This is a genomic window from Hydrogenophaga sp. GW101-3F08 (genome assembly GCF_059424585.1).
The window spans coordinates 485,136-509,255 of record NZ_JBWKZP010000002.1 but is presented as its reverse complement, the minus strand read 5'-3'; the positions used below and the strand labels follow the sequence as shown (position 1 = coordinate 509,255).

Genomic DNA, 24,120 nt, shown 5'->3' with positions numbered 1-24,120 from the left:
CTGCTTGGCCCACCTGCTCCTGCTCGCCATCGTCTACGTGTCCTTCGTCAGCCTGGGGCTGCCCGACGCCGTCATGGGCGTGATCTGGCCGGCCATGCGGGCCGACATGGGCCAACCCCTGGCCGCCGTGGGCGTGTTGACCATCACCATGACGGTGTGCGCCGCCCTCAGCGCCGGCTTTGCCGGGCGCATCGTCGCGCGGGTGGGCACCGGCGTGGTGGTGGCAGCCAGTTGCCTGATGACCGCGCTGGCCCTGGTGGGCTTCTCCGTCGCACCCTCGTTTGCCTGGCTGGTGCTGCTGGGCATTCCGCTGGGCGCGGGCGGTGGCGCGGTCGATGCCAGCCTGAACCACTTCGTCGCCGCGCACTACTCGTCGCGCCACATGAACTGGCTGCACGGCTTCTGGGGTGTGGGGGCCACCACCGGCCCGGCCGTGATGGGCCTGGCGCTGGCCGGCCCGGGCGGCTGGACCCGCGGTGTGCTCACCCTCGGGCTGGCCCAGCTCACGCTGGCCGCGCTGCTCTGGGCCACGCTGTCGCTCTGGCGGCGCGAACGCAGCCACCCGACCGACGCCGCTGCGGCGGACGAGCCGCCCGTGGTGTTCAAACCGGTCGCGCGCCGCGCCCTGTGGCTGGCGCCGCTGTGTTTCCTGTTCTACGTGGCGGCCGAGATGGGCACCGGCCTGTGGGCCGCCAGCATCCTGGTCCACCGGGGCACCAGCCTGGCCCAGGCGGGTTTCTGGGTCTCGGTGTATTTCGGGTCCATCACCGCCGGGCGTTTTGGCGTCGGCCTGGTGTCCAACCGCCTGGGCAACCGGCGGCTGGTGGGCCTGGGGGTCACGCTGGCCTTGGTTGGCGCTGTGCTGTTCGCCCTGCCCGGCCTGCCGGCGGCGCTGTCGCTGGCCGGCCTGGTGCTCATGGGCCTGGGCTGCGCCCCCGTGTTTCCCTCGCTGATGCACGAGGCCGCGCGGCGCTTTCCGGCGGACGTGGCGCGCACGGTGATTGGCCGGCAGATGATGGCCGCCTACGCGGGCGGCTCGGTCATCCCGGCGGCGTTTGGCCTGCTGGCCACCTGGGTCGGGCTCGGCGCGGTGATGCCGGTGGTGGTGCTGCTGCTGATCGCCCTGCTGTGGGCGACCCGCGCCCTCGACCGGCTGACCTGAGACGGTGTGACCTCACGTGGGTTTGATGCGTGCCTCGTTGATCTGGGCCGAGCGCTGCCAGGCCGGCCGCGCCTGCACCCGCGCGGCATAGGCCTCGAACGCCGGCCGCTTCTCGATGGTGCCGAACATCAGGCCCCAGACCAGGCTGGACCCCACGTAAACATCGGCCACGGTGAACTGCTCACCACACACGTACGGCCCCTTCGACAGCCCGAGCTCCAGTGCATGCATCGTGTCGGCGTAACTGCCGAAGCCCACCATCACACTGCGGCCCTCGGGCACCTCCCAGCCGAGCGCGCGCGCCACGGCCGCTTGCTCCAGCGGCCCGGCGGCGAAAAACAGCCAGCGGTAGTAGTCGGCCCGGGCCGGCGAGTCGGGCGGCGGGACCAGGCCTTTTTCCGGGAACCGGTCGCCCAGGTAGGCGCAGATGGCCGCCGCCTCGGTCACCACCGCGTCGCCATGGCGCAGCGCCGGCACCTTGCCCATGGGGTTGACCGCCAGGTAATCCGGCGCCTTCATGGTGGTGCCGTAGTCCAGCCAGACGGTTTCGTAGGGCTCATCCAGTTCTTCCATCATCCAGTGCGCGATGCGGCCGCGGGATTGGGGGTTGGTGTAGAGCGTGAGTGAAGACATGGCGAGGTCTCCTGTGGGCGGTACAACGAGGTCGCATCGTAGCCGGCTGGCGCGTACCGGTCCACCCCGGCGCAGGGGTGATGTGGAGCGGGCACAATCGCGGTTTGGCCCGCCCGTTGCCCACCGAAGTTGCCCCATGACCGACCACCTCCCCCTGCGCCCCGTGCGTTCTCAATACGAAGATTTCATGCGCCACGTCTTTGAGAACGGCGTGCACAAAGGCGACCGCACCGGCACCGGCACCAAGAGCGTGTTCGGCCACCAGATGCGCTTCGACCTGAACGAAGGTTTTCCGCTGGTGACCACCAAGAAGGTGTTCCTCAAGGCCATCATCGTCGAACTGCTGTGGTTCCTGCGCGGTGACAGCAACGTGAAATGGCTGCAGGAACGCGGCTGCACCATCTGGGACGAATGGGCGCGCGCCGACGGCGACCTCGGCCCGGTCTATGGGGTGCAGTGGCGCAGCTGGCCCACGCCCGACGGCGGCCACATCGACCAGATCGCCGACGTCATGCAGACGCTCAAGACCAACCCCGACTCGCGCCGCATCATCGTGAGCGCCTGGAACGTGGCCGAGCTGGACAAGATGGCACTCATGCCCTGCCACGCCTTTTTCCAGTTCTACGTGGCACCGGCCACCGAACCCGGCGGGCGCGGCAAGCTCAGTTGCCAGCTCTACCAGCGCAGCGCCGACATCTTCCTCGGCGTTCCCTTCAACATCGCCAGCTACGCCCTGCTCACCCACATGGTGGCGCAGCAGTGCGACCTGGACGTGGGCGACTTCATCTGGACCGGCGGCGACTGCCACATCTACAGCAACCACCACGAGCAGGTGGCGCTTCAGCTGAGCCGCACGCCCTTCGCCTACCCCACGCTGAACATCAAGCGCCGACCGGCTTCGATCTTCGATTACGAGTACGAGGATTTCGAGGTGCTCGGCTACGAGAGCCACCCGGCCATCAAAGCACCCGTCGCGGTTTGATCACCCGCCGCCAGCTCTGGGCGCTGCTGGCCCTCACGCTCATGTGGGGTGTCAACTGGCCCATGATGAAACTCTCGCTGCAGCAGTTGAGCCCGCTGTATTTCCGCGCCAGCACCATGCTGATCGGCGCGGCCTGGCTGTTCGTCTACGTGGCCGCCCAAGGCGAGCGCATGCGCCCGACCGGGCGCGAGTGGGCCGCCATCGCCTGGCTCGGCCTGCCCAACGTGCTGGGCTGGCACACGCTGTCCATCTTCGGCGTGCAGGAACTGGCGTCGGGTCGCGCGGCCATCCTGGGCTTCACCATGCCCATCTTCACGGTGCTGATCGGCGCGGCCTTCTTCGGCGAACGCATCACGCCGCGCGTGCGCCTGGCGGTGGTCTGCGTGGCGCTGGCCATTGCCCTGCTGCTGTGGCACGAACTGCAGCGCCTCTCGGGCCGACCCGCGGGCGTGGTCTGGATGCTGGGGGCGGCGGCGTCCTGGGCGCTGGGCACGCTGATGTTTCGCCGCGCCCATCTCACGCTCACGCCCATGGTGGTCACGGTCTGGATGCTGCTGCTGGGCAGTGGCGTGTTGTGGGCCTTGGCGCTCACGCTGGAGCCGCTGCCGCAACCGGCCACGTTCACCCCCATGATGTGGACCAGCCTGGCCTACGGCGCGCTCATCAACTACGGCCTGGCGCAGCTGATCTGGTTCGGCATGGCGCGCGACCTGCCGCCGGCCACCAGCGCCATGAGCGTGATGGCGATCCCGCTGGTGGGAACGCTCAGCGCCACCGTCATCGTGGGCGAAGTGCCGCACTGGCAGGACTGGCTGGCCATGGTCTTCGTGATGCTGGCGATTGCCAGCGTGCTGTGGCCCGCGCGCAAAGCGGCGGCGGCACAATAGCGCCATGCCCGCCCAAGCCACCCGACTGCATCTCATCTTCGCCCGCGCCGCCAACGGCGTGATCGGCAAGGACAACGCCCTGCCCTGGCACCTGCCCGAGGACATGGCGCATTTCAAGCGCACCACGCTGGGTTGCCCGGTGATCATGGGCCGCAAGACCTGGGACTCGCTGCCGCCGAAGTTCCGCCCGCTGCCGGGGCGCCTGAACATCGTGATCACCCGCGACGCGGCCTGGCAGGCCGACGGCGCCACCCGCGCCGGCTCACTGTCCGCGGCCCTGGCGGCCTGCCCACCCGGCACCGACGCCTGGGTGATCGGCGGCGCGCAGATCTACGCCCAGGCCCAGCCGCTGGCCAGCGGCGCCGTGGTGACCGAGATCGCGCGGGATTTCGAGGGCGATGCCTTCGCCCCGGTCTTCGGCCCCGAGTGGAAAGAGACCACGCGCGAGACCCATATCTCGGTCAACGGTCTGCCGTTCGCCTTCGTCACCTACACCCGCCAGCCCTGAACCGGCCCGACACACCATGCAGCTCGCCACCTGGAACATCAACTCGCTCACCGTGCGCCTGCCCCAGGTGCTGGACTGGCTGGCCGCGAACCCGGTGGACGTGCTGGCGCTGCAGGAGCTCAAGCTCGCCGACGACAAGTTTCCCGCGCAGGCGTTCGCCGACATCGGCTACCAGGCCCAGTGCTTCGGGCAGAAGACCTACAACGGCGTGGCGCTGCTGAGCAAGTCCCCCGCCAGCGAGGTCATCAGGAACATCCCGGGTTTCGCCGACGAACAATCGCGGGTGCTGTGCGCCACCATCGACGGCGTGCGGGTGATCGGTGCCTACTTCCCCAACGGCCAGGAACCCGGCAGCGAAAAGTTTGCTTACAAGATGCGCTGGCTTGATGCGCTGCGCGACTGGGTGCGCACCGAAATGGCCGCACACCCGCAACTGGTGCTGATGGGCGACTACAACATCACCTTCGATGACGCCGATGTGTGGGACCCGGTGGGCCTGCGCGAAACCATCCACTGCACGACCGAAGAGCGCACCCATCTGCAGGCGCTCATCGGCCTGGGCCTGTGCGACGCGGTGCGCCTGTTTCCGCAGCCCGAGAAAAACTACAGCTGGTGGGACTACCGCGACCTCGCCTTCCGCCGCAACCGCGGCCTGCGCATCGACCACATCCTGATCAGCGAAGCGCTGAAGGCCCGCACCACGGCTTGCGGGATCGACAAGGCGCCGCGCAAGAACGAGCGCCCCAGCGACCACGCGCCGGTGGTTCTGACACTCGGATAACAACCGAAGGCGCCGCCGGCGCGAAATGCCTCAACCCAGAATGCCGCGGAACTGGTTTCGCCAGGCCGCAGGCATTGCCCCCTGCAGGGGGTGGCGCGAAGCGCCGCGGGGGGTCACTCCAGATTCAATTCCTGGATCTTGCGCGTGATGGTGTTGCGGCCAATCCCCAGCTTGTGCGCCGCCTCGATGCGGCGCCCCCGGGTACTGGCCAGCGCGGTCTGGATCAACCGCGTCTCGAACCGGCGCGTGAGCACGTCCCACACGTCGGTGCGCCCCTCCGCCAGCAAGGCCTGGGCCTCGGCCTGCAGGCCCGCTTCCCACGCCTGAGTCACGCCGACCACAGGCACCGCCGTGAGCGGCTCGCTCGGCGCGAACACCATCGGCTCGGCATGAAGCGGCTGCACCAGGGCCTGTGGCTGGGGCGCCGTCAGCGCCTCTGGAACGACCGGGATCGACGGCGCGGCTTCTGGCGCCGCCATGGCCGGACTGGCCGCCGTACCCGCCAACGCCAGCACTTCGGGGGGCAGGTCCTTGAGTTCGATCACCTGGGCCGGCGCCATGACGGTCAGCCAGTGGCACACGTTTTCCAGCTGGCGCACGTTGCCCGGGAAGTCGAACGTGCCCAGCAGCCGCAGTGCCGCCTCTGAAATGCGCTTGGGCTCCACACCCAGTTGCGTGGCGCTCTGCTGCAGGAAAAAGCGCGTGAGCATGGGCACGTCTTCACGCCGCTCGCGCAGCGCGGGCAGACGCAGGCGGATCACGTTGAGCCGGTGGAACAGGTCTTCGCGGAACACCCCTTCCTTGACGCGCTGCTCCAGGTTCTGGTGGGTGGCGGCGATCACGCGCACGTTGGCGCGCACCGCGCTGTGGCCCCCCACGCGGTAGAAATGCCCGTCGGACAACACGCGCAGCAGCCGGGTCTGCAGATCAAACGGCATATCGCCGATCTCGTCGAGGAACAGCGTGCCGCCATCGGCCTGCTCGAAGCGACCGCGGCGCATGGTCTGTGCCCCGGTGAAGGCGCCGCGCTCATGGCCGAACAGTTCGGATTCCAGCAGGTCCTTGGGAATCGCGGCGGTGTTGATGGCCACGAAGGGGCCGGCCGAGCGCGGCGAATGCTTGTGCAGCGCACGCGCCACCAGCTCCTTGCCCGACCCGGACTCGCCGGTGATGAGCACCGTGACCTGGCTCTGGCTCAGGCGCCCGATGGCGCGAAACACGTCCTGCATGGCGGGCGCCTGCCCGAGCATTTCGGGCGCCGCGCTCATGCGCTCTTCGGACACCTCCTCGCGCTGGCTTTCCTCCACCGCGCGGCGGATCAGCTCGATCGCCTTGGGTAGGTCAAACGGCTTGGGCAGGTACTCGAAAGCACCGCCCTGAAAAGCCGACACCGCGCTGTCCAGATCGGAGAACGCGGTCATGATGATGACCGGCAGGCCGGGGAGCTTTTCCTTGACCTTCTCCAGCAGATCCAGCCCCGAGCCACCGGGCATGCGGATGTCGCTCACCAGGATCTGCGGGCCTTCACTTTCGGGGGTGTCCGTCAAAGCCTTGAGGACCTCCTGGGGATTCGTGAAACTGCGGGTCGGCAGGTTCTCGCGCAACAGCGCTTTCTCTAGCACGAAGCGGATCGATTGGTCGTCATCCACTATCCAGATCGGCTTCATGTGTTCTGTGTCCCTTCGTCAGGCGCGGCGTTGTGAGTTCGGTTTCATGGCAACGGAATCAGCAGTTTGAAATCCGTGTGACCCGGGACGCTCTCACACTCGATCAGACCATGGTGCTGCTGGACAAAGGTTTGTGCCAGCGTGAGGCCAAGGCCGGAGCCGCCATCGCGCCCCGACACCAGCGGGAAAAAGATGCGGTCCTTGATCGAGTCTGGAACCCCAGGCCCGTTGTCGATCACATGCAATTCCAGTGCCAGCCGATAACGCTGCTTGCCGAAGGTCACTTGACGCCCCACCCGCGTGCGGAACGTGATCTGCGCGTCGCCCTCCGCGATGCGCTCGCCCAGCGCCTGGGCCGCGTTGTGCGCGATGTTGAGCACCGCCTGGATCAGCTGTTCGCGGTCGCCCCGGAACTCGGGGATGGAGGTGTCGTAGTCGCGCACCACGCGCAGGCCCTTGGGAAACTCGGCCACGATCAGCGAGCGCACGCGCTCACACACCTCGTGGATGTTCACGTCGCCCACCACGTGCGGGCGCCGGTGTGGCGCCAGCAGCCGGTCCACCAGCGACTGCAAGCGGTCCGCCTCGTGGATGATGACCTGCGTGTATTCGATCAGCTCCTTGGACTCCAGCTCCATCTGCAGCAGTTGCGCCGCGCCGCGGATGCCGCCCAGCGGGTTCTTGATCTCGTGCGCGAGGTTGCGGATCAGCTCCTTGTTGGCCTGCGCCTGGTCGATCAAACGCTCTTCGCGTTCCTGCCGGGTCTGCTGCTCCAGCGGCAGCAGCTCGACGATGACCTCCCCCGGGGTTTCGGTCTGTGCCACCACCACATGCACGGGCAACGGCTCGTGCGTCGCACGCCGGAGCCAGGCGTCGTAACGCAGCGCGGCAAATTCGTTGCCGCGGGCGCCGCTCAAGGCGCTCTGCAACAGCGTGGGTTCGGTGAAGCAGTCTTGCAGCAAAGCGCCGGTGATGCTGCGTCGGGACATGCCCAGCGCATCCTCCAGTGCCGCGTTGGCATACAAAATGGCGCCGTCGGAAGCGACCACGGCCACCAGGGTGGCCAGCAGATCCAGCGAATGGAAACGCAGCGCGTTGGCCGCAGGCCGCGCCACCGGCCGGGCAGGCGCTACGGGGCTGTCCGCGGAAAGGGATGGGGTGGGGGGGGCTGGCTTTTTCAAGCCGCTTATTTTGCGGCAGTTCCGGGGGAGCCCGCGGAACCATCGAGTCGGCTCAATTCGCGGCGGATACCCGCCACATCGGCCTCGGCCCGGGCCACGGCCGCCTTGAGCTCGGCCACGCGGTCCAGATAGCGCTGGTAGTTGCGCGATTCAATGCCCTGCTTCTCGGGCTCGCCGTTGGCGTACTCCTTTTGGGCCTGCGCCAGACGCTCTTCGGCTTTGCGCAGCTCCGCCGCGAGAATGGCGCGTGCATCGCTGTCGCGAGCGCGCTGCTCTGGGGAGTTGATGCGCTGCTCACCCCCCCCACGCGCGGCGGGCGTGGCGGCGGCGGGCCGGCTGGCCTGTGGTGTGATGCCCTGCACGATGGTGATGTTGCCACCCTCCATCAGCTTACAGCCACGGTTTTTGGCCACCTGGGCGTTGTTGGTGTATTCGTTGCCGCAGCGGTAAATGCGTTCCTGGGCCTGAGCCTGAACCACAAACAAACCAGCTGCACCGGCAATCAACCAACGAATGGCGTAGGGAGGCAAGGGAATCAACAACACGTCTCTCCAAGCGCCGGCGGCGCGTGTTCATCACATTTCAGTATGACCGAAAACCGTCCAAAAAGTGCCTGCCTCCCAGCGCAGGGTGGTGAATTTGCCTCACCCCAAGCGAAAGGGACGGCGTCTGCCGTCCCTTTCGCTTGGGGTCCACGGTGGCCGTGGACCCGGTGAGAACAACCCGGCCAAGCCGGGCCGGGCTTCACAGGCTGTAGTACATGTCGAATTCGACCGGGTGCGGCGCCATGCGGAAACGCGTGACTTCGGCCATCTTCAGTTCGATGTAGGCATCGAGCATGGAGTCGGTGAACACGCCACCCTTGGTCAGGAAGCCGCGGTCCTTGTCGAGGTAGTCCAGCGCCTGGTCGAGGCTGTGGCACACGGTGGGGACCAGCTTGTCTTCCTCCGGCGGCAGGTGGTACAGATCCTTGGTGGCGGCTTCGCCCGGGTGGATCTTGTTCTCCACGCCGTCCAGACCCGCCATCATCAGCGCCGAGAAGCACAGGTAGGGGTTGGCCGAAGGATCGGGGAAACGGGCTTCGATGCGGCGCCCCTTGGGGTTGGCCACGTACGGGATGCGGATCGAGGCCGAGCGGTTGCGGGCCGAGTAGGCCAGCTTCACCGGAGCTTCGAAGCCGGGCACCAGACGCTTGTACGAGTTCGTGCCGGGATTGGTGATGGCATTCAGGGCACGGGCGTGCTTGATGATGCCGCCGATGTAGAACAGCGCGAAGTCGCTCAGGCCCGCATAGCCGTCACCGGCGAAGAGGTTCTTGCCATCTTTCCAGATCGACTGGTGCACGTGCATGCCCGAGCCGTTGTCGCCCGCGTAAGGCTTGGGCATGAAGGTCGCGGTCTTGCCGTAGGCGTTGGCCACGTTCTGCACCACGTACTTCAGGACCTGGGTCCAGTCGGCTCGCTCGACGAGCGTGCTGAACTTGGTACCGATTTCGTTCTGGCCAGCGCCCGCCACTTCGTGGTGGAACACTTCGACCGGGATGCCCAGCGATTCGAGGATCAGGGACATCTCGGCACGCATGTCTTGCGTGCTGTCGACCGGGGGCACGGGGAAGTAGCCGCCCTTGACGGTGGGACGGTGGCCGCGGTTGCCGCCTTCGAGCTTGGCGCCGCTGTTCCAGGGGGCTTCGTACTCTTCGATCTCATACATCACGCGACCGGGTTCGTTGCTCCAGCGCACGCCGTCGAAGATGAAGAATTCGGGTTCCGGTCCGAAGAAAGCGGTGTCGCCCAGGCCGGAGGCCTTGAGGTAGGCTTCGGCGCGCTTGGCGATGGAACGCGGATCGCGGTCGTAGGCCTTGCCGTCACCGGGCTCGATCACGTCGCACTGCAGGAACAGGGTGGTTTCTTCGTAGAACGGATCGATGTTGGCGGTGCTGGGGTCGGGCATGAGCTGCATGTCCGAGGCTTCGATGCCCTTCCAGCCAGCCACCGAAGAACCGTCGAACGCATGGCCCGAGGTGAATTTGTCTTCGTCGAAGTGGGAAACAGGCACGGTCACGTGCTGCTCTTTGCCCCGGGTGTCGGTGAAGCGGAAGTCAACAAACTTGACTTCGTTGTCTTTCACCATTTGCATCACGTCTGCGACGGTCTTGGCCATCAAATACTCCTGTAGCTGGGTGAGTGGAAATAAAAACGACGTACGAGTTAAGCAGTATTTGTGCCATTGCATGACGCGCGACACAGACCCGGAATGCCAATCCCGCTTGCTCGGGCGGAATTATCGCCGAGGCGGTGCACCGTCAAGATCGGACGCACCGGTTTAAAACAGGCAACATCAGGATGTGCGGACAAAACAGCAACGCTCTTCACGCAAAAAGCACCAATGCAGTGCAATTCATAAAATAGCACCCATGTGGTGCAATCGTTCAGCGCACCATTTCAGGGCCAAGCTCGGCGCCACAGGCCTGCAGACCCAACAACAGATCGCCAAAGGCCGCCTCCACGGCCACCGGCGTGCCTTTGACCCCCAGTTCGATGTGCCGACCGAACTCCGGGTGGTCCACGCTGGGCAGACTGAACACCTTGACCGGATGCGTCTCTTCGATACGCTCCATGAGCGGCGTGAGGGTGGCCTCCATCGTGCCCATGACCACCACCGAACGCTCCAGCCAGGTGCCGGGGCGTTGCCAATGGCGGTACTGCTGGTCCAGCACGGCTTCGATCATGGGCCAGGCCATCACGGGAAACCCGGGCACGAAATGCACCACACCACCGCCAGGGCCGTCGCACGAGAAACCCGGAATCCGGTTGTAGGGGTTGTGGATGATCCGCGCACCCACCGGAAACACACCCATGTTGTAGCGATGCACGTTGTCGGCACGCTCAGGGTCAAAAACCTGCCCTTGCTCGGCGGCGATGTCGCGCATGCGCTGCTCGATCAGGTCGCGCGCCTCGGGATGCAAATGCAGCGCCACGCCCAGAGCGGCGGCGGCGCATTGACGGGTGTGGTCATCGGGCGTGGCGCCAATGCCGCCGCAGGAAAACACCACGTCGGCGCTGGCGAACGCATCGCGCAGTGTGGCTGTGATGCGCTCCCGGTCATCCCCCACACAACGGGCCCAGGCCAGCGACAGCCCACGGGCGGCCAGCAGCTCAATGACTTTGGGCAGGTGTTTGTCGGCCCGTTTGCCGGAGAGGATTTCGTCTCCGATGATGATGAGTCCGAAAGAAGGTGGCATGGTCGTTTTTGATGGCATTCAGAGAGGTCCAATGGTGCCAGGCGGCGGCAGGCCCAGGTCTTCCGCGGGCCCCGCGGCGGGCAGATTCAATGGCCTCGGCACGGCCGCGTCGGCGCTGCTCATCTGGGCCTCGGACGCATCGCGCGGCGAGGTTGCCCGCAAATGCTGCAGTGCGGCCAGCGCGAAATGCGCAAACCAGAGCGATGCAAACGCGAACACCAGGGTGTAGATCCAGATCGCAACCGGCACCAGCAGCGGCGCCAATGCAATGACCATGGCCCCCGACGCCCACAACAGGCTGGGCGCCGCTCCCAGATAGCCGCTGAGCACCCCCATGAGCAAAAAGCTGCCCCGATGCTCACGCAGGATGCGCTTGCGCTCATCGGCGCTGGCATGTTCGGCCAGCGCATCAAAGGCAAAGACCCGGTAGGTGAGCCAGCCCCAGATCAGCGGGGGCAGGATCAACACCATGGGAGGGACCAACCACAGCGGTATGGACATCACCAGCACCAGCACCGCGAGTACCGTGGACCCGAGCGACCACAACACACTCGCCAGCAGCGAACCGCCGTGCTTGCACTCCAGCGTGGCAAAGCGCCGCTGCCCCACCAGAGACACCATGGCCGGCGTCATGAGCACAGCCACCAGCAGCAGGCACGACAACACGATGACCGGTGTGGCCAGCACCAGCACCAGCAACGGCGCAAACACCGTGCGCAGCGAGCCCATGCCCACGCGGTCGAGCCAGCTGAGCAAGGCCTGCATCAGCTCGTAGGCCTCCAGCCAGGCGGCCACGGACGCCACCGCCCCCTCCCAGAAAAAGTAGCCCAGCCCGAACGACACCAGCACCATCAGGATCAGGGGCAGGAACGAGAGCGCGATCACGCGCGGATGCATGCAGTAGGCGACGGCGCGCCAAAACGAATCGAACAGCAACTTCATAGGGACAAGAATACAGGGACTCCATACGCCCCCAGCTCACAAGAATACCCGCCGGTGGATACGGCCCGCAGCGCGGTGGCCCCGACGTTTCAGGCTTGGGGGCGATGGGTACCCCATTTGCGGGATAGGCAGCACCCGCGCTTCTGGGCACAATTCTTGGTCCCAAGCACGAGCCACCATGCCACGCCCAAATAAGGCGGTCCGGCGGCCATGGCCGGGTTGCGACACCAAGCCCTGATTCTCCAGCGACTGGCTTTTACCACGCCCCAGGCGATCCCACGGGCGTGGTCAGCCCGCGAGGAGCTGCCCAAACCCAAAGGAATTCACACAAACAGCGTTGCAGTCGCGCCCCTGGTCGGTTTCTTTATGAGCGATATCCATACACTTTGATACAGACAATACGAACAACGAATTGCTTATGAACTTCTGGTCCAACCCATGGCTGCTTGCAGCGCTGATCCCTGCACTTCTGGTGCTGGGCGCGCTGCTGCATCGAGCCTGGGAAGCCAGACGAACCCGACGCCAAAGGCGCATGCCCAAGCATTGGCCCTTGAGCACACGGGCCATCGCCAACAGCGAAGAGGCGCGCGTCTGGCACTGGCTGGCGCGGGCTTTCTACGACCACCACATCATGATCAAGCTGCCGGTGACCCGCTTCACGCTGCCGCGAGACAGAGAACAGGGCATGCATTGGTACCGATTGCTCGGGGGGGTGTACTGCACGTTCACGGTCTGCAAAGCAGACGGCCGCGTGGTGGGTTGCCTGGACGTGCCCGGGCGCCTGCCGTTGCCACGCAGCACCCGCCTGCTCAAGCACTCGCTGCTGACCCAGTGTGGCCTGCCCTACTGGGTGGTGCGGTCCAACGCTCTGCCGACGGTGGCGGAAATCCGGGCCGAATTCCTGGGTGAATCGCCCACCGTTCAATCCATGCGAGAGCGTGAACAGGAAGAGCGGGCCATCATTGCCGCGCAGACCAACCTGCGCTCGGCCATCTCGCGCCAGCGCAGCAACCGGCAAAGCGACTTCAGCCCGCTGTCCACCTGGCCCAACAGCACGACCGGTCAGGCGCCCAACAGCGTCCTGGGCTCCCAGTGGCAGGAAAACTCGTTCCTGGTCCCCCTGGACAGCCGCAAGGGCGATCTGCTCTGAACCAGCTCAGGTGCCAGCGGGAGCGCCGACCTTCTGCGTGAGGGCCGACACCTCCCCGCTCGTGAGCCAGCGCCACTGGCCAGGCAACAGATCGGCGGGCAGCACCAGTTGTCCCATGGAAGACCGGTGCAACCCTTCCACCCGGTTGCTCACCGCAGCCACCATGCGCTTGACCTGGTGGTACTTGCCGTCGGTCAACGTCAAACGCAGGTGGTGATCGGTCACGGCCTGACAGGCCGCGGCCCGCACCGGCCTGGGATCGTCATCGAGCACCACGCCTTCGAGCAAGCGGGCCACCTGGCGATCATCCAGCGGGTGCTTGACCTGCACCTCGTACACCTTCGGCACATGGTGCCGGGGCGAGGTCATGCGGTGGATGAACTTGCCGTCGTCGGACAACAGCAGCAAGCCGGTGGTGTCCTGGTCCAGCCGCCCCACCGCCTGCACCCCTGCCGCCGCGCCGCCTCCCCGGCTGCGCAACGGCCCCGGCAACAGGGTGTAGACGCTCGGGTAGGTGCTGGGCTTTTGTGAGCACTCATAGCCTGCCGGCTTGTGCAGCATGAGGTAGGCCAGCGCATGGTAGTTCCAGCGCTCTCCCTGCACCCAGAACTCCAGACCGTGCTCCTCCAACTCGCGGGTCGGGTCTGTGCAAACGGCTCGCTCGGCCCCGACCTGAACCAGCCCCTGCTGTACCAGCCCACAACAAACACGGCGTGTGCCAAAGCCCTGGGAAAAAAGAATGTCCTGTAACTGCATCATGGTGAGTGGATTGTCACCGCTGCCAGGCGGCGCCCCAACGCATCGGCCAGAATAGGAGCGAAAACTGCATCAGGTGCTCGATCGGTGAAACATACATTCAAGAAGTGGCTCCCCAAGCCGGAGACCGTGCGCCAGAACCGGTGGCTGCGATGGCTGGGACCCGTTCTGCACCACCCCCGACTCTGGCATTTCAGCCGCAAAGGCATCGCCCTCGGGCTGGCGCTGGGCATCTTCTTTGGGCTGCTGATCCCCGTGGCCCAAATCCCGGTATCGGCCACCGTGGCGGTTCTTTTGCGGGCCAACCTCCCCATGGCGGTGGCCAGCACCCTGGTGACGAACCCGGTGACCTTTGGGCCGGTGTACTACGGCGCCTACCGACTCGGCAAAAGGATTCTGGGAGAGCCCGCGCTCACGGAAGCGCAGGCCATGGATCTGCTGGAAAGAACCCAAGCAATGCCCGCGCCGGAGCAGGGCTGGACCGATCAATTGGTGCACTGGGCCCGCAAGCTGAAGACCGTGGGCAAGCCATTGGTGGTGGGTCTGTCCATCATCGCCACCGCCAGTGGCCTGGCCGTCTATTTTCTGACGAGCGCGCTGTGGATACTCAAAACCCGCTGGACGCGCCGCGGACGGTTGCGCGAGCGCGCACACCGCGATGCGGTCGGTGGAAAGTCTTTGGGGGATTGAAAGCAAAACCCGGGGCATCGGAGCCCCGGGGTTGGGTGTGTGGTGGAGCTGGGGGGATTTGAACCCCCGTCCGCAAGCCTTCTTCGCGCAGTTCTACATGTGTAGCCGTCTGATTTGAGTCTCGCTTCCTGAATCGCGCAGCGGCACGCTACACAGGACGCCAGCAACCTTGAATCTTGTTGTGCGCCAAGTTACCCGACGCCCAACCAGCCTATTGAATTATCTTTGCAGCCTGGACTCTCGCGGCTTGCGCCGTTTGAACCCTTGCCCAGCCCATAGGCCTGCTGTTGCAAAGCTCACCGGCAATTAAGCGGCGAGTGCGAAACGTTCGTCGTTTGCAGTTAGTTTTTTTCTGCGGTTTTACGAGGTGACAGAACCTCGACATGCCCTGCTGCGTGTCCGAACCCACGTCGAAACCAGTGCAGCCCCTGAACAACCAAGTTTAAGGCAGTTCCAGCAATTGCAAGACCTGAAGGGGTGAAAAAACCTCGGCGTCGGCACCCCAGGCCGATGCGTCGGCCCCCAGTCCGAGGTAACCGTAGTGTGCGGCCACGGTGGGCATGCCTGCAGCCTGCCCGGCCTGGATGTCGCGCTGATCGTCCCCCACGTAAAGGCACTGCGCCGGCAACACCCCCAGGCGCCGAGCCGCCTCCAGCAAGGGCTCGGGATGGGGTTTGGCATGGGGCGTCGTGTCACCGCTGACGATGGTGCCTGCGGTGTCAAAAAGCCGCATGGCCTGGGTCAACGGCGTGGTGAAACGCTGCGATTTGTTGGTCACCACTCCCCAAAGCAGTCCTCCCTGCACCAGCGCCGCCAACAGGCGATCCACCTCCATGAAAGGCTGGGTGCGCTGCGTCAGGCAGGCTTCGTAGTGGGCAAAGAACTCCTGTTTGAGCGGCTCATACCCAGCATGATCCGGGTCGATGTCAAAAGCCACACGCAACATGCCCCGAGCCCCAGCGCCAGCCAAGGGCCGGTAGCGCTCCAGTGGCAGCGGGGCCAGGCCGCGCTGTGTGCGCATGGCGTCGGCCGCCGCGCCCAGATCGGGCGCGCTGTCGATCAGAGTGCCATCCAGGTCGAACAGCACGGCCCGAATACCGCGGAACACGCGATCGGTCATGGCTTTCGTGTCGCGATCAGGTAGTTCACGCTGGTGTCCTGACTCAGCCAGTAGCGCTGGGTGAGCGGGTTGAATTCCATGCCACGCGTCTGCGTCAGCTCCAGCCCGGCAGCACGGCAATGGCTCGCCAACTCGCTGGGTCGAATCATCTTGGCGTACTCGTGCGTGCCCTTGGGCAGCATCTGCAGCAGGTATTCGGCGCCCACGATGGCAAACAGGAACGACTTCGGGTTGCGGTTGATGGTGGAGAAAAACACCCATCCACCGGGTTTCACCAGCGCCGAGCAGGCTCGAACCACGGAAGCCGGGTCCGGCACGTGCTCCAGCATTTCCATGCAGGTCACCACATCAAAGGCACCGGGCTGCTCCTGCGCCAGCGCCTCAGCGCTGATTTCCCGGTAGCTCACGTGCTGCGTCCCCGCCTCCAACGCATGGAGCTGGGCCACCTTGAGCGCCTTGACGGCCAGATCGATGCCCGTGACCTCTGCGCCCTTGCGTGCCATTGAATCCGACAGGATGCCGCCCCCACACCCCACATCGAGCACGTTTTTGCCACTCAGGCTGGCCAGACCGTCGATCCAGCCCAGACGCAAGGGATTGATCTGGTGCAAGGGCCTGAATTCGCTCTCGGGATCCCACCAACGATGGGCAAGGTCAGAGAATTTGGCCAGTTCGGCGGGGTCGGCATTGACAGTTGGATTCATGCGGTCAATTTTCACACGGCTTCAGGGTACCAGACCGTGCTGATCGGCAAAACGCCGCCGCTCCGCCACGACCTCCCGCCGAGTGATGCAGGCCTTGGGCGCAGTCGCGTTTCGGGCCTTCCAATGGTTCCGGTACGCAGGGTTCTGGTAGGGATCTGCCACGACGTAACCGGAGCGTCCCACACACGGTCCATCGGGCGGACAGTCTTTCCAGGTCGCCCCAAAGACGATGCGCCCATCGCGGGTCAGCCCGGGGAAGGCGCTGGCCAGCACCAATGTCCGCCAATCTTCCACTTGGAAAGCTCCTGCCTCGGGAGGCAGACGCCGATCGAGAAAGTACACACTGGAATTGGAGGTGTAGACCAACATCGCAGGGGCATGGGTCGCAAATCCAAACACGGCCTTTCCAGGGGTGGCGCGCAGGTCCCATTTCAGATCGCAGGGATGCTGTTCGTCCAGCGCCCCAGCAGCCAAACCATAAACGCGCATGCTCGGCCGGCCCTGTCGCGGATTGATCGGTATGGCGGAAAACTCCAGGCCATCCACCGAGATCATGGGCAATGTGTACACATTGCCATCGACGCTCTGCCTTTGAGCACAGATGAACTGCGCACCGGTATCGTGCACGATATCAACCTGCCCACCGCGGTCTCGCAACCCCAGGGTCCGGACCTGCAGCGGGCCCGTCCCCTGCCCCGAACGGTCCCCCTGCGGCCAACTCATGGACCGGATCCAGATCAACGACGGATCTGTACTCTTCTCCGCGGGAAGCTCCGAGGCTGCGGCATAGAACCCCCGCATCCCCCCCGAAAACAAGGGTTGCGCCCTTTGCTGCCGGCGCAGGACATCCGACAACCGGTAGTGGCTCCCGTTCACGTCCACCAGGAAGCGCCAGCTCCCCTGCACCGGAAACGCCTCATTGCTCAAGGGCGTGCGGTAGGCTTGCAACCCCCCCTGTGGTTCGGCCGGCAACTCGATCAGGGACACCTGTCCGAACAAGCTGCCTGAAAAAGACCTCAACACGAAACGTCCGTCCGGGCTGATGCGCTCGTAGGTCCCCAGGGCTGCGATGCCATTGCTGTCCTTCCCGACCACGTCCGGATCGAGCGCGAGATAGCTGACAGGATCAATGCACGCATCCTGGCCAGGGGTGTCGGCTTGCCCGATGGCGGTTCCCAGGCACAACGCACCGGCCAGTGCCATCAAGCGCCCCGCCCGGCGCCTGGACAGGCAACGCAGCCGATCAGAGGCAGCTTCCTTGAGCGTCACTTGGGGCCCCCCAGGGTGGGCCAATACCCTCACCTGGCACCTTTCGGCTCTGCATGCAGCAAGGCTTGGCGCCGGAGCTCGAGGGAATCCCGCCAAGCGGTATCGGGCATGACGCCCAGGATGGGCCACGCATGCACACTGGAACCAAGAAATACCAGACTGAAAGGCAGGTGATCCACTCGATTCCAGACCGAATGGCACAAAACCGGCTGGTCATGGAGCCGTTGGCGGTCGACGCTGTCGAGCCCGGACGCAGCCAAGGCGTCATCCCACTCGGACGCGGTCACCCGTGGGTCTTTCCACGCAAGCACTTGGAAGCGGGCCTCTTCTGCCGCGGCCTTCATGTGAGGCCATTCGAGAAGGCTGTACGCCATGCGAGGCGACAACAGCATCACCACGGTGGCCCTCGTTTGCGCCTCGACAGAGCCCATCAGCAGACAGTGACGTTCAAGCCCGGTCGCTTCACGCACCGGATACCGGTCATACAGACCTTCAGCAGGTCTTTCCGAAGGTGCGCCACAGGCAACCAGCGACAGACACCACAGGAAAAACAAAAACCGATTCATGGATCGACGACCAGAAAAAAGCCCCATGTGCTTTCACACATGGGGCCTTGCGTCAGAAACTCAGCAAAGGAGACTTATTTGCCAGCGCGCGTACCGACAACTTCCACTTCCACGCGACGGTTCTTGGCGCGACCTTCGCGGGTGCCGTTATCGGCCACCGGCTGGGACTCGCCCTTGCCTTCGGTGTAGATGCGATTGCTTTCGATGCCTTTGCTCACCAAGTAAGCTTTGACAGCCTCGGCGCGGCGATTGGACAGCGACTGGTTGTATTTGTCAGAGCCAACGGAGTCGGTATGACCCACGGCAATCACCACTTCCAGATTGATGCCGGAGACCTTGCCAGCCAAATCATCCAGCTTGGCTTTGCCTTCGGGCTTGAGCACAGCCTTGTCGAAGTCAAAGAACGCGTCTGCAGCGTAGGTCACCTTGGTAGCCACCGGAGCGGGAGCAGGTGCAGCTGGGGCCGGAGCGGGAGCAGGCGCGGCCACTGGAGCGGGTGCGGGTGCCGGGGCCGGCACAATGGCGCCATCACAATCCTTGGCTGCCGTGGCAGGCGTCCAGCTGGAATTGCGCCAGCACAGGGTGCCGTCGCCGTTCTTCCATTGAAGATTGCCATGGCCACTGCGCCAGTTGTCATTGGTTTCGGTGCCACTGGAGGGCGCAGCGAAAGCACTAGTTGCCAGAGCAGCGGATGCAATCAACATTGCCACTTTGTTCAGTTTATTCATGGTTTTTCCTCTTGGTATTGCCCCAAATGGGGCTGCTATCGACAGTGACGCTTGAAGTGACCACCACTCAAAACGTTGAATTTATTGTGCCACAAGCAAACTATAGCCATCTGTGCGCTGCCATACCGTGTTGTAACCACATTCTGCTTCTCCAAGTCATTCGTTGTTGAGGCACAACAGACCTACCGATCAGGGCCTGTGCCACGCCACCACTAAAATGAGCGGTTGCCTTTTGGCTCACATCCGTACACCAGCACCCGTTCATGACACAGTTCGCCAAAGAGACCCTGCCCATCAGTCTTGAAGAGGAGATGCGACGCAGCTACCTCGATTACGCCATGAGCGTGATCGTTGGTCGTGCCTTGCCAGACGCACGCGACGGGCTCAAGCCGGTGCACAGGCGCGTGCTGTTTGCCATGCACGAGCTGAACAACGATTGGAACCGTGCGTACAAAAAATCGGCGCGCATCGTTGGTGACGTCATCGGTAAATACCATCCGCATGGTGACAGCGCGGTTTACGACACCATCGTCCGCATGGCGCAGGACTTCTCGTTGCGCCACATGCTGGTCGATGGCCAGGGCAACTTCGGTTCGGTGGACGGTGACAACGCCGCGGCCATGCGCTACACAGAAATCCGGCTGTCGAAGATCGCCCACGAAATGCTGGCCGACATCGACAAGGAGACGGTCAACTTCGGCCCCAACTACGACGGCTCCGAAAAAGAGCCCCTGGTGCTGCCCTCGCGTTTGCCCAACCTGCTGGTCAACGGATCGTCCGGTATCGCTGTGGGCATGGCGACCAACATCCCGCCGCACAACCTCAACGAGGTGGTCGATGCCTGCCTGCATCTGCTGAAGCACCCGGAAGCCTCCATTGACGAACTGATGGAAATCGTGCCGGCGCCCGACTTCCCCACCGCGGGCATCATCTACGGCATGAATGGTGTTCGGGACGGTTACCGCACCGGACGCGGACGCGTGGTGATGCGTGCCAAGTGCCACTTCGAAGACATTGACAAAGGCCAGCGCCAGTCCATCATCGTGGACGAGCTGCCCTACCAGGTCAACAAGAAGACCCTCCAGGAGCGCATCGCCGAACTCGTGCACGAGAAGAAGATCGAAGGCATCAGCCACATTCAGGACGAGTCGGACAAGTCCGGCATGCGCCTGGTGATCGAGCTCAAGCGTGGTGAGGTGCCCGAGGTGGTGCTCAACAACCTGTACAAGCAGACCCAGCTGCAGGACACCTTTGGTATCAACATGGTGGCGCTGATCGATGGTCAGCCGCGCCTGTGCAACCTCAAGGACCTGATCCAGGTGTTCCTGGAGCACCGCCGTGAAGTGGTGACGCGCCGCACGGTGTTCAACCTGCGCAAGGCCCGCGAGCGTGGTCATGTGCTGGAGGGCCTGGCCGTTGCGCTGGCCAATATCGACGACTTCATCCGCATCATCCGCGAGTCGCCCACACCGCCCGTTGCCAAGGCCGAGTTGATGGCCCGTCCCTGGGACAGCCAGTTGGTCCGCGAAATGTTGACCCGCACGCGCGCCGATGGTGGCGTGATCAACGCCGACGACTACCGTCCGGATGGACTCGAAAAAGCCTTTGGCATGGGCAGCGATGGTCTGTACCGCCTGTCCGAAACCCAGGCGCAGGAAATCCTGCAGATGCGCCTGCAGCGCCTGACCGGCCTGGAGCAGGACAAGATCGTGGCCGAGTACAAGGAGGTCATGGGCGAGATCGACGATCTGCTCGACATCCTGGCGCGGCCCGAGCGCGTGTCCGCCATCATTGGCGAAGAGCTGACGGAAGTGAAGGTCGAGTTTGGCCAGACCAAGCTGGGCGCTCGCCGCAGCGAGATCGAACACAGCGCACAGGACCTCTCCACCGAGGACCTGATCACGCCCACCGACATGGTGGTCACGCTCAGTCACAGCGGCTACATCAAGAGCCAGCCTCTCTCCGAATACCGGGCGCAGAAGCGCGGCGGTCGCGGCAAGCAGGCCACGGCCACCAAGGAAGACGACTGGATCGACCAGCTCTTCATCGCCAACACGCACGACTACATCCTGTGCTTCTCCAACCGGGGCCGCCTGTACTGGCTCAAGGTTTGGGAAGTTCCGGCGGGTTCGCGTGGTTCGCGCGGCCGCCCCATCGTCAACATGTTCCCGCTGCAGGAAGGCGAGAAGATCAACGTGGTGCTGCCGCTGACCGGTGAGATGCGCAGCTTCCCGTCCGACCGTTTTGTGTTCATGGCCACGTCCATGGGCACGGTCAAGAAGACCGCGCTGGACGAATTCAGCAACCCGCGCAAGGCCGGCATCATCGCGGTGGACCTGGACGACGGCGACTTCCTGATCGGAGCGGCACTCACCGATGGCCAGCACGACGTGATGCTGTTCTCCGATGGCGGCAAAGCCGTGCGTTTCGACGAAAACGATGTGCGCCCGATGGGCCGCAACGCGCGTGGTGTTCGCGGCATGATGATCGAAGACAGCCAGAGCGTGATCGCCATGCTGGTGGCCGAGGACGAAGCACAGAGCGTGCTCACCGCCACCATCAATGGCTATGGAAAACGCACGCCGATTGGCGAGTACACGCGCCACGGTCGTGGCACCAAGGGCATGATCGCGATCCAGCAAAGTGAGCGCAACGGCAAGGTGGTGGCCGCCACGCTGGTGCACAGCGACGACGAGATCATGCTGATCACCGACAAGGGTGTGCTGGTGCGCACCCGCGTGAGCGAGATCCGCGAAATGGGCCGGGCCACGCAAGGGGTGACCCTGATCGCGCTGGATGAAGGCGCTGAGCTCTCCGGCCTGCAACGCATCGTGGAAAACGATGCGAACGTGCCGGAGCTCGCCGACCCAAGCGAGGCGGATGACGCCGGCGCCGAAGCGCCATGACGCGCCCCTACAATTTTTCCGCCGGTCCGGCCGCCATGCCGGCCGAGGTGCTGCAGCAAGCGGCCAGCGAGATGCTCGACTGGCACGGTAGCGGCATGAGCGTGATGGAGATGAGCCACCGCGGCAAGGAGTTCATGTCCATCATCGAGACGGCCGAATCGGATCTGCGCGAACTGCTGGCCGTTCCGGCCCATTTCCGCATCCTGTTCATGCAGGGCGGCGGACTGGCCGAAAACGCCATCGTTCCGCTGAACCTCTCGCGTGGCGGGGTGGTGGACTTTGTGGTCACCGGCAGCTGGAGCCAGAAGTCGTTCAAGGAGGCCGGCAAATACTGCGAGGCCCGCCTGGCCGCCAGCAATGCGGCAGAAGCGCACACTGAGTTGCCCGACCCCGCTTCGTGGCAGCTCAGCCGCGATGCCCAGTACGTGCACCTCTGCAGCAACGAAACCATCAACGGGATCGAAGTCCATCAGTTGCCCGACCTCAAAGTGCTGGGCAGCGATGCGCCGCTGGTGATCGACTTTTCCTCGCACGTTGCATCGCGACCGGTTGACTGGTCGCGTGTCGGCCTGGCTTTTGGCGGCGCGCAAAAGAACCTGGGGCCAGCCGGTCTCACGCTGGTGGTGGTGCGCGAGGACCTGCTGGGGCACGCGCTGTCCATCTGCCCGAGTGCGTTCGACTACAAGACCGTGGCCGACAACGCATCCATGTACAACACGCCCCCTACCTACGCCATCTACATGGCCGGCCTGACCTTCCAGTGGCTCAAGCGCCAGAGCGAGGGTGCGTTCCGCGGCGTGGCGGCCATGGAGCAGCGCAATCTGGCCAAGGCCACCCTGCTCTACGACTTCATCGACCAGTCGCAGCTGTACATCAACAAGGTGGCCCGGAACTGCCGCTCGCGCATGAACGTGCCTTTTTTCCTGCGCGACGAGTCGCGCAACGAGGCCTTCCTGGCCGGCGCGAAGGCCGCGGGCCTGTTGCAGCTCAAGGGCCACAAATCGGTCGGTGGCATGCGCGCCAGCCTCTACAACGCCTTGCCGCTGGCGGGTGTACAAGCGCTGGTGACCTACATGCGCGATTTCGAGAAAACCCGGGCCTGACGCCATGACGCAACCCACACAATCCGATGCCCTCGGAGCCCTGCGCGTCCAGATCGATTCGCTCGACCAGCAGTTGCTGTCGCTGCTCAACCAGCGCGCCCGGGTGGCCGAGCAGGTGGGCGAGATCAAGCGCGCCGAAGGCTCGCCCTTCTTCCGCCCGGATCGCGTCGCCCAGGTCATCGAGAAAATCCAGGCGGCCAACCAGGGGCCGTTGCTCAACCAGCACGTGGCGTCCATCTGGCGCGAAATCATGTCGGCCTGTCTGGCGCTGGAAGCGCCGCAGCGGGTCGCCGTGCTCGGGCCGCAGGGAACGTTCTGCGAGCAGGCGGCGATCGAATTTTTCGGTGGCGCCGCCAACCTGATCTACTGCGCCAACTTCGACGAGGTGTTCCACGCCACGGCGGCGGGCACCGCCCAGTACGGCGTGGTGGGCATGGAAAACTCCACCGAAGGGGTGGTGGCCCGTTCGCTGGACCTGTTCCTGCGCTCGCCGGTGCATGTCGTGGGCGAGGTCAGCCTGCTGGTGCGGCACAACCTGCTGCGCCAGGTGAACGACCTCAAAGGCATCGAGGTCGTCATGGCGCACCCGCAAGCGCTCGCGCAATGCCAGAACTGGCTGAGCCAACACTTGCCCCATGCCGAACGCCGCGCTGTGGACAGCAACGCCGAAGGCGCCCGCCTGGCCGCCACCAACCCGGCCTGGGCCGGGCTGGCCAGCGAACGGGCCGCTGCGCAGTTCGGTCTGCACATAGTGGCCCACGCGATCCAGGACGAGGCCTACAACCGCACGCGTTTCGCCGTGATCTGCCTGCCGCAGACACTGGCCATGCCACCCGCCACCGGCAAGGACTGCACCAGCCTCGTGGTGTCGGTGCCCAACCGGCCGGGCGCGGTGCACGACCTGCTGGTGCCGCTGAAGAACAACGGCGTGTCCATGACGCGCTTCGAGTCGCGTCCGGCCAAATCCGGGCAGTGGGAGTATTACTTCTACATCGACATCGCTGGCCACCCCTCGCAGCCGCACGTGGCGGCCGCCCTCGAGGAGCTGAAGGGGCTGTGCGCGTTCTACAAGGTGCTGGGTGCGTACCCGGTCAGCGAATGAATGAGCGCACTCCTTCACATACCTTCTTTATCCCCTTTGGGG

General features: G+C 64.6%; 23 protein-coding genes and 1 other RNA gene. 10 read left to right on the top strand and 14 right to left on the bottom strand.

Annotated features, from left to right (window positions below; genetic code table 11):
- Positions 1-4: 4 nt before the first annotated feature.
- Positions 5-1,162 carry an MFS transporter gene (locus AC07YZ_RS08030; RefSeq protein ID WP_494794368.1) on the top strand — a complete coding sequence of 386 codons (1,158 nt, stop codon included), beginning with the start codon at positions 5-7 and terminating at the stop codon, positions 1,160-1,162.
- 12 nt (positions 1,163-1,174) lie between these two features.
- Here the strand turns inward: AC07YZ_RS08030 and AC07YZ_RS08025 are convergent, their stop codons facing one another.
- The gene (locus tag AC07YZ_RS08025) at positions 1,175-1,795 is read right to left on the bottom strand and encodes a glutathione S-transferase family protein (RefSeq protein WP_494794367.1); all 621 of its coding nucleotides are present in this window, start codon (positions 1,793-1,795) and stop codon (positions 1,175-1,177) included.
- 136 nt (positions 1,796-1,931) lie between these two features.
- Between AC07YZ_RS08025 and AC07YZ_RS08020 the strand changes: the two genes are divergently transcribed.
- From AC07YZ_RS08020 to xth, 4 genes are read left to right on the top strand one after another with little or no spacing between them, the layout of a single operon-like run.
- Positions 1,932-2,777, top strand: coding sequence for a thymidylate synthase (locus AC07YZ_RS08020; RefSeq protein WP_226493697.1), 846 nt, complete (start codon positions 1,932-1,934; stop codon positions 2,775-2,777).
- Positions 2,774-3,664: a DMT family transporter gene (locus tag AC07YZ_RS08015; protein WP_226493698.1), complete on the top strand. Its 891-nt coding sequence runs from the start codon at positions 2,774-2,776 to the stop codon at positions 3,662-3,664. The genes AC07YZ_RS08020 and AC07YZ_RS08015 overlap by 4 nt, the downstream gene beginning before the upstream one ends.
- Positions 3,665-3,668: 4 nt before the next feature.
- Positions 3,669-4,172, top strand: a complete 504-nt coding sequence (locus AC07YZ_RS08010) for a dihydrofolate reductase (protein WP_494794366.1) — start codon at positions 3,669-3,671, stop codon at positions 4,170-4,172.
- A 16-nt stretch (positions 4,173-4,188) separates the two neighbouring features.
- Entirely contained in the window at positions 4,189-4,953 is a 765-nt protein-coding gene (gene xth / locus AC07YZ_RS08005) for an exodeoxyribonuclease III (protein ID WP_494794365.1), read from the top strand.
- A gap of 113 nt (positions 4,954-5,066) precedes the next feature.
- Here xth and ntrC read toward each other — a convergent pair whose 3' ends face one another.
- The 6 genes from ntrC to AC07YZ_RS07975 all read right to left on the bottom strand — a co-directional run bounded on the left by ntrC (position 5,067) and on the right by AC07YZ_RS07975 (position 11,984).
- Entirely contained in the window at positions 5,067-6,620 is a 1,554-nt protein-coding gene (gene ntrC, locus AC07YZ_RS08000; RefSeq protein ID WP_494794364.1) for a nitrogen regulation protein NR(I), read from the bottom strand.
- A 44-nt stretch (positions 6,621-6,664) separates the two neighbouring features.
- Positions 6,665-7,810, bottom strand: coding sequence for a nitrogen regulation protein NR(II) (gene glnL / locus AC07YZ_RS07995; protein WP_494794567.1), 1,146 nt, complete (start codon positions 7,808-7,810; stop codon positions 6,665-6,667).
- The gene (locus AC07YZ_RS07990; RefSeq protein ID WP_494794363.1) at positions 7,807-8,286 is read right to left on the bottom strand and encodes a hypothetical protein; all 480 of its coding nucleotides are present in this window, start codon (positions 8,284-8,286) and stop codon (positions 7,807-7,809) included. Before AC07YZ_RS07990 ends, glnL begins: the two co-directional genes overlap by 4 nt.
- 259 nt (positions 8,287-8,545) lie before the next feature.
- Positions 8,546-9,961: a type I glutamate--ammonia ligase gene (glnA, locus tag AC07YZ_RS07985; RefSeq protein WP_226493702.1), complete on the bottom strand. Its 1,416-nt coding sequence runs from the start codon at positions 9,959-9,961 to the stop codon at positions 8,546-8,548.
- A gap of 268 nt (positions 9,962-10,229) precedes the next feature.
- Positions 10,230-11,042 (bottom strand): competence/damage-inducible protein A, encoded by an 813-nt coding sequence (locus tag AC07YZ_RS07980; RefSeq protein WP_494794362.1) that lies wholly within the window; start codon positions 11,040-11,042, stop codon positions 10,230-10,232.
- A gap of 18 nt (positions 11,043-11,060) precedes the next feature.
- Entirely contained in the window at positions 11,061-11,984 is a 924-nt protein-coding gene (locus tag AC07YZ_RS07975; RefSeq protein WP_494794361.1) for an EI24 domain-containing protein, read from the bottom strand.
- A gap of 550 nt (positions 11,985-12,534) precedes the next feature.
- Here AC07YZ_RS07975 and AC07YZ_RS07970 point away from each other — a divergent pair.
- The gene (locus AC07YZ_RS07970; protein ID WP_226493705.1) at positions 12,535-13,134 is read left to right on the top strand and encodes a hypothetical protein; all 600 of its coding nucleotides are present in this window, start codon (positions 12,535-12,537) and stop codon (positions 13,132-13,134) included.
- Between the two features lie 6 nt (positions 13,135-13,140).
- Here the strand turns inward: AC07YZ_RS07970 and AC07YZ_RS07965 are convergent, their stop codons facing one another.
- Entirely contained in the window at positions 13,141-13,890 is a 750-nt protein-coding gene (locus AC07YZ_RS07965; protein WP_226494776.1) for a 16S rRNA pseudouridine(516) synthase, read from the bottom strand.
- A gap of 87 nt (positions 13,891-13,977) precedes the next feature.
- On the opposite strand from AC07YZ_RS07965, the gene AC07YZ_RS07960 reads away from it, so the two are divergent.
- Entirely contained in the window at positions 13,978-14,580 is a 603-nt protein-coding gene (locus tag AC07YZ_RS07960; protein ID WP_494794360.1) for a DUF2062 domain-containing protein, read from the top strand.
- A 40-nt stretch (positions 14,581-14,620) separates the two neighbouring features.
- Here AC07YZ_RS07960 and ssrA read toward each other — a convergent pair.
- From ssrA to ompA, 6 genes are all read right to left on the bottom strand, one after another.
- Positions 14,621-15,009: a transfer-messenger RNA gene (ssrA, locus tag AC07YZ_RS07955) on the bottom strand.
- 13 nt (positions 15,010-15,022) lie between these two features.
- Positions 15,023-15,688: a phosphoglycolate phosphatase gene (gene gph, locus AC07YZ_RS07950; RefSeq protein ID WP_226494777.1), complete on the bottom strand. Its 666-nt coding sequence runs from the start codon at positions 15,686-15,688 to the stop codon at positions 15,023-15,025.
- An 8-nt stretch (positions 15,689-15,696) separates the two neighbouring features.
- Complete coding sequence (ubiG, locus tag AC07YZ_RS07945; protein WP_226493707.1) at positions 15,697-16,404, bottom strand: bifunctional 2-polyprenyl-6-hydroxyphenol methylase/3-demethylubiquinol 3-O-methyltransferase UbiG; 708 nt, start codon at positions 16,402-16,404, stop codon at positions 15,697-15,699.
- A gap of 21 nt (positions 16,405-16,425) precedes the next feature.
- On the bottom strand, positions 16,426-17,607 hold the full coding sequence (locus AC07YZ_RS07940) for a hypothetical protein (protein WP_494794359.1): 1,182 nt from the start codon (positions 17,605-17,607) through the stop codon (positions 16,426-16,428).
- Positions 17,608-17,702: 95 nt separating this feature from the next.
- Positions 17,703-18,266, bottom strand: coding sequence for a hypothetical protein (locus AC07YZ_RS07935; protein ID WP_494794358.1), 564 nt, complete (start codon positions 18,264-18,266; stop codon positions 17,703-17,705).
- Positions 18,267-18,313: 47 nt separating this feature from the next.
- A complete protein-coding gene (ompA, locus tag AC07YZ_RS07930; protein WP_319004834.1) occupies positions 18,314-18,967 on the bottom strand; it encodes an outer membrane protein OmpA in 654 nt (217 codons plus the stop codon).
- Positions 18,968-19,230: 263 nt separating this feature from the next.
- Between ompA and gyrA the strand changes: the two genes are divergently transcribed.
- Genes gyrA through pheA form a run of 3 tightly spaced genes read left to right on the top strand, consistent with a single transcriptional unit; the run spans position 19,231 to position 24,078 of the window.
- Positions 19,231-21,873: a DNA gyrase subunit A gene (gene gyrA / locus AC07YZ_RS07925; RefSeq protein WP_226493710.1), complete on the top strand. Its 2,643-nt coding sequence runs from the start codon at positions 19,231-19,233 to the stop codon at positions 21,871-21,873.
- Positions 21,870-22,976, top strand: a complete 1,107-nt coding sequence (gene serC / locus AC07YZ_RS07920) for a 3-phosphoserine/phosphohydroxythreonine transaminase (RefSeq protein WP_494794357.1) — start codon at positions 21,870-21,872, stop codon at positions 22,974-22,976. Before gyrA ends, serC begins: the two co-directional genes overlap by 4 nt.
- 4 nt (positions 22,977-22,980) lie before the next feature.
- Positions 22,981-24,078, top strand: coding sequence for a prephenate dehydratase (gene pheA / locus AC07YZ_RS07915; RefSeq protein ID WP_494794356.1), 1,098 nt, complete (start codon positions 22,981-22,983; stop codon positions 24,076-24,078).
- The last annotated feature ends 42 nt before the right edge of the window (positions 24,079-24,120 follow it).

What these genes read in the sequence shown, in the direction of transcription:
- AC07YZ_RS07975 (WP_494794361.1), bottom strand. Translation starts at nt 11,984, where the DNA reads ATGAAGTTGCTGTTCGATTCGTTTTGGCGCGCCGTCGCCTACTGCATG.
- AC07YZ_RS08010 (WP_494794366.1), top strand. Translation starts at nt 3,669, where the DNA reads ATGCCCGCCCAAGCCACCCGACTGCATCTCATCTTCGCCCGCGCCGCC.
- AC07YZ_RS08025 (WP_494794367.1), bottom strand. Translation starts at nt 1,795, where the DNA reads ATGTCTTCACTCACGCTCTACACCAACCCCCAATCCCGCGGCCGCATC.
- AC07YZ_RS07965 (WP_226494776.1), bottom strand. Translation starts at nt 13,890, where the DNA reads ATGCAGTTACAGGACATTCTTTTTTCCCAGGGCTTTGGCACACGCCGT.
- AC07YZ_RS08020 (WP_226493697.1), top strand. Translation starts at nt 1,932, where the DNA reads ATGACCGACCACCTCCCCCTGCGCCCCGTGCGTTCTCAATACGAAGAT.
- ubiG (WP_226493707.1), bottom strand. Translation starts at nt 16,404, where the DNA reads ATGAATCCAACTGTCAATGCCGACCCCGCCGAACTGGCCAAATTCTCT.
- pheA (WP_494794356.1), top strand. Translation starts at nt 22,981, where the DNA reads ATGACGCAACCCACACAATCCGATGCCCTCGGAGCCCTGCGCGTCCAG.
- glnA (WP_226493702.1), bottom strand. Translation starts at nt 9,961, where the DNA reads ATGGCCAAGACCGTCGCAGACGTGATGCAAATGGTGAAAGACAACGAA.
- xth (WP_494794365.1), top strand. Translation starts at nt 4,189, where the DNA reads ATGCAGCTCGCCACCTGGAACATCAACTCGCTCACCGTGCGCCTGCCC.
- AC07YZ_RS07980 (WP_494794362.1), bottom strand. Translation starts at nt 11,042, where the DNA reads ATGCCACCTTCTTTCGGACTCATCATCATCGGAGACGAAATCCTCTCC.
- AC07YZ_RS07935 (WP_494794358.1), bottom strand. Translation starts at nt 18,266, where the DNA reads ATGGGGCTTTTTTCTGGTCGTCGATCCATGAATCGGTTTTTGTTTTTC.
- serC (WP_494794357.1), top strand. Translation starts at nt 21,870, where the DNA reads ATGACGCGCCCCTACAATTTTTCCGCCGGTCCGGCCGCCATGCCGGCC.
- gyrA (WP_226493710.1), top strand. Translation starts at nt 19,231, where the DNA reads ATGACACAGTTCGCCAAAGAGACCCTGCCCATCAGTCTTGAAGAGGAG.
- ntrC (WP_494794364.1), bottom strand. Translation starts at nt 6,620, where the DNA reads ATGAAGCCGATCTGGATAGTGGATGACGACCAATCGATCCGCTTCGTG.
- ompA (WP_319004834.1), bottom strand. Translation starts at nt 18,967, where the DNA reads ATGAATAAACTGAACAAAGTGGCAATGTTGATTGCATCCGCTGCTCTG.
- AC07YZ_RS07940 (WP_494794359.1), bottom strand. Translation starts at nt 17,607, where the DNA reads ATGGCACTGGCCGGTGCGTTGTGCCTGGGAACCGCCATCGGGCAAGCC.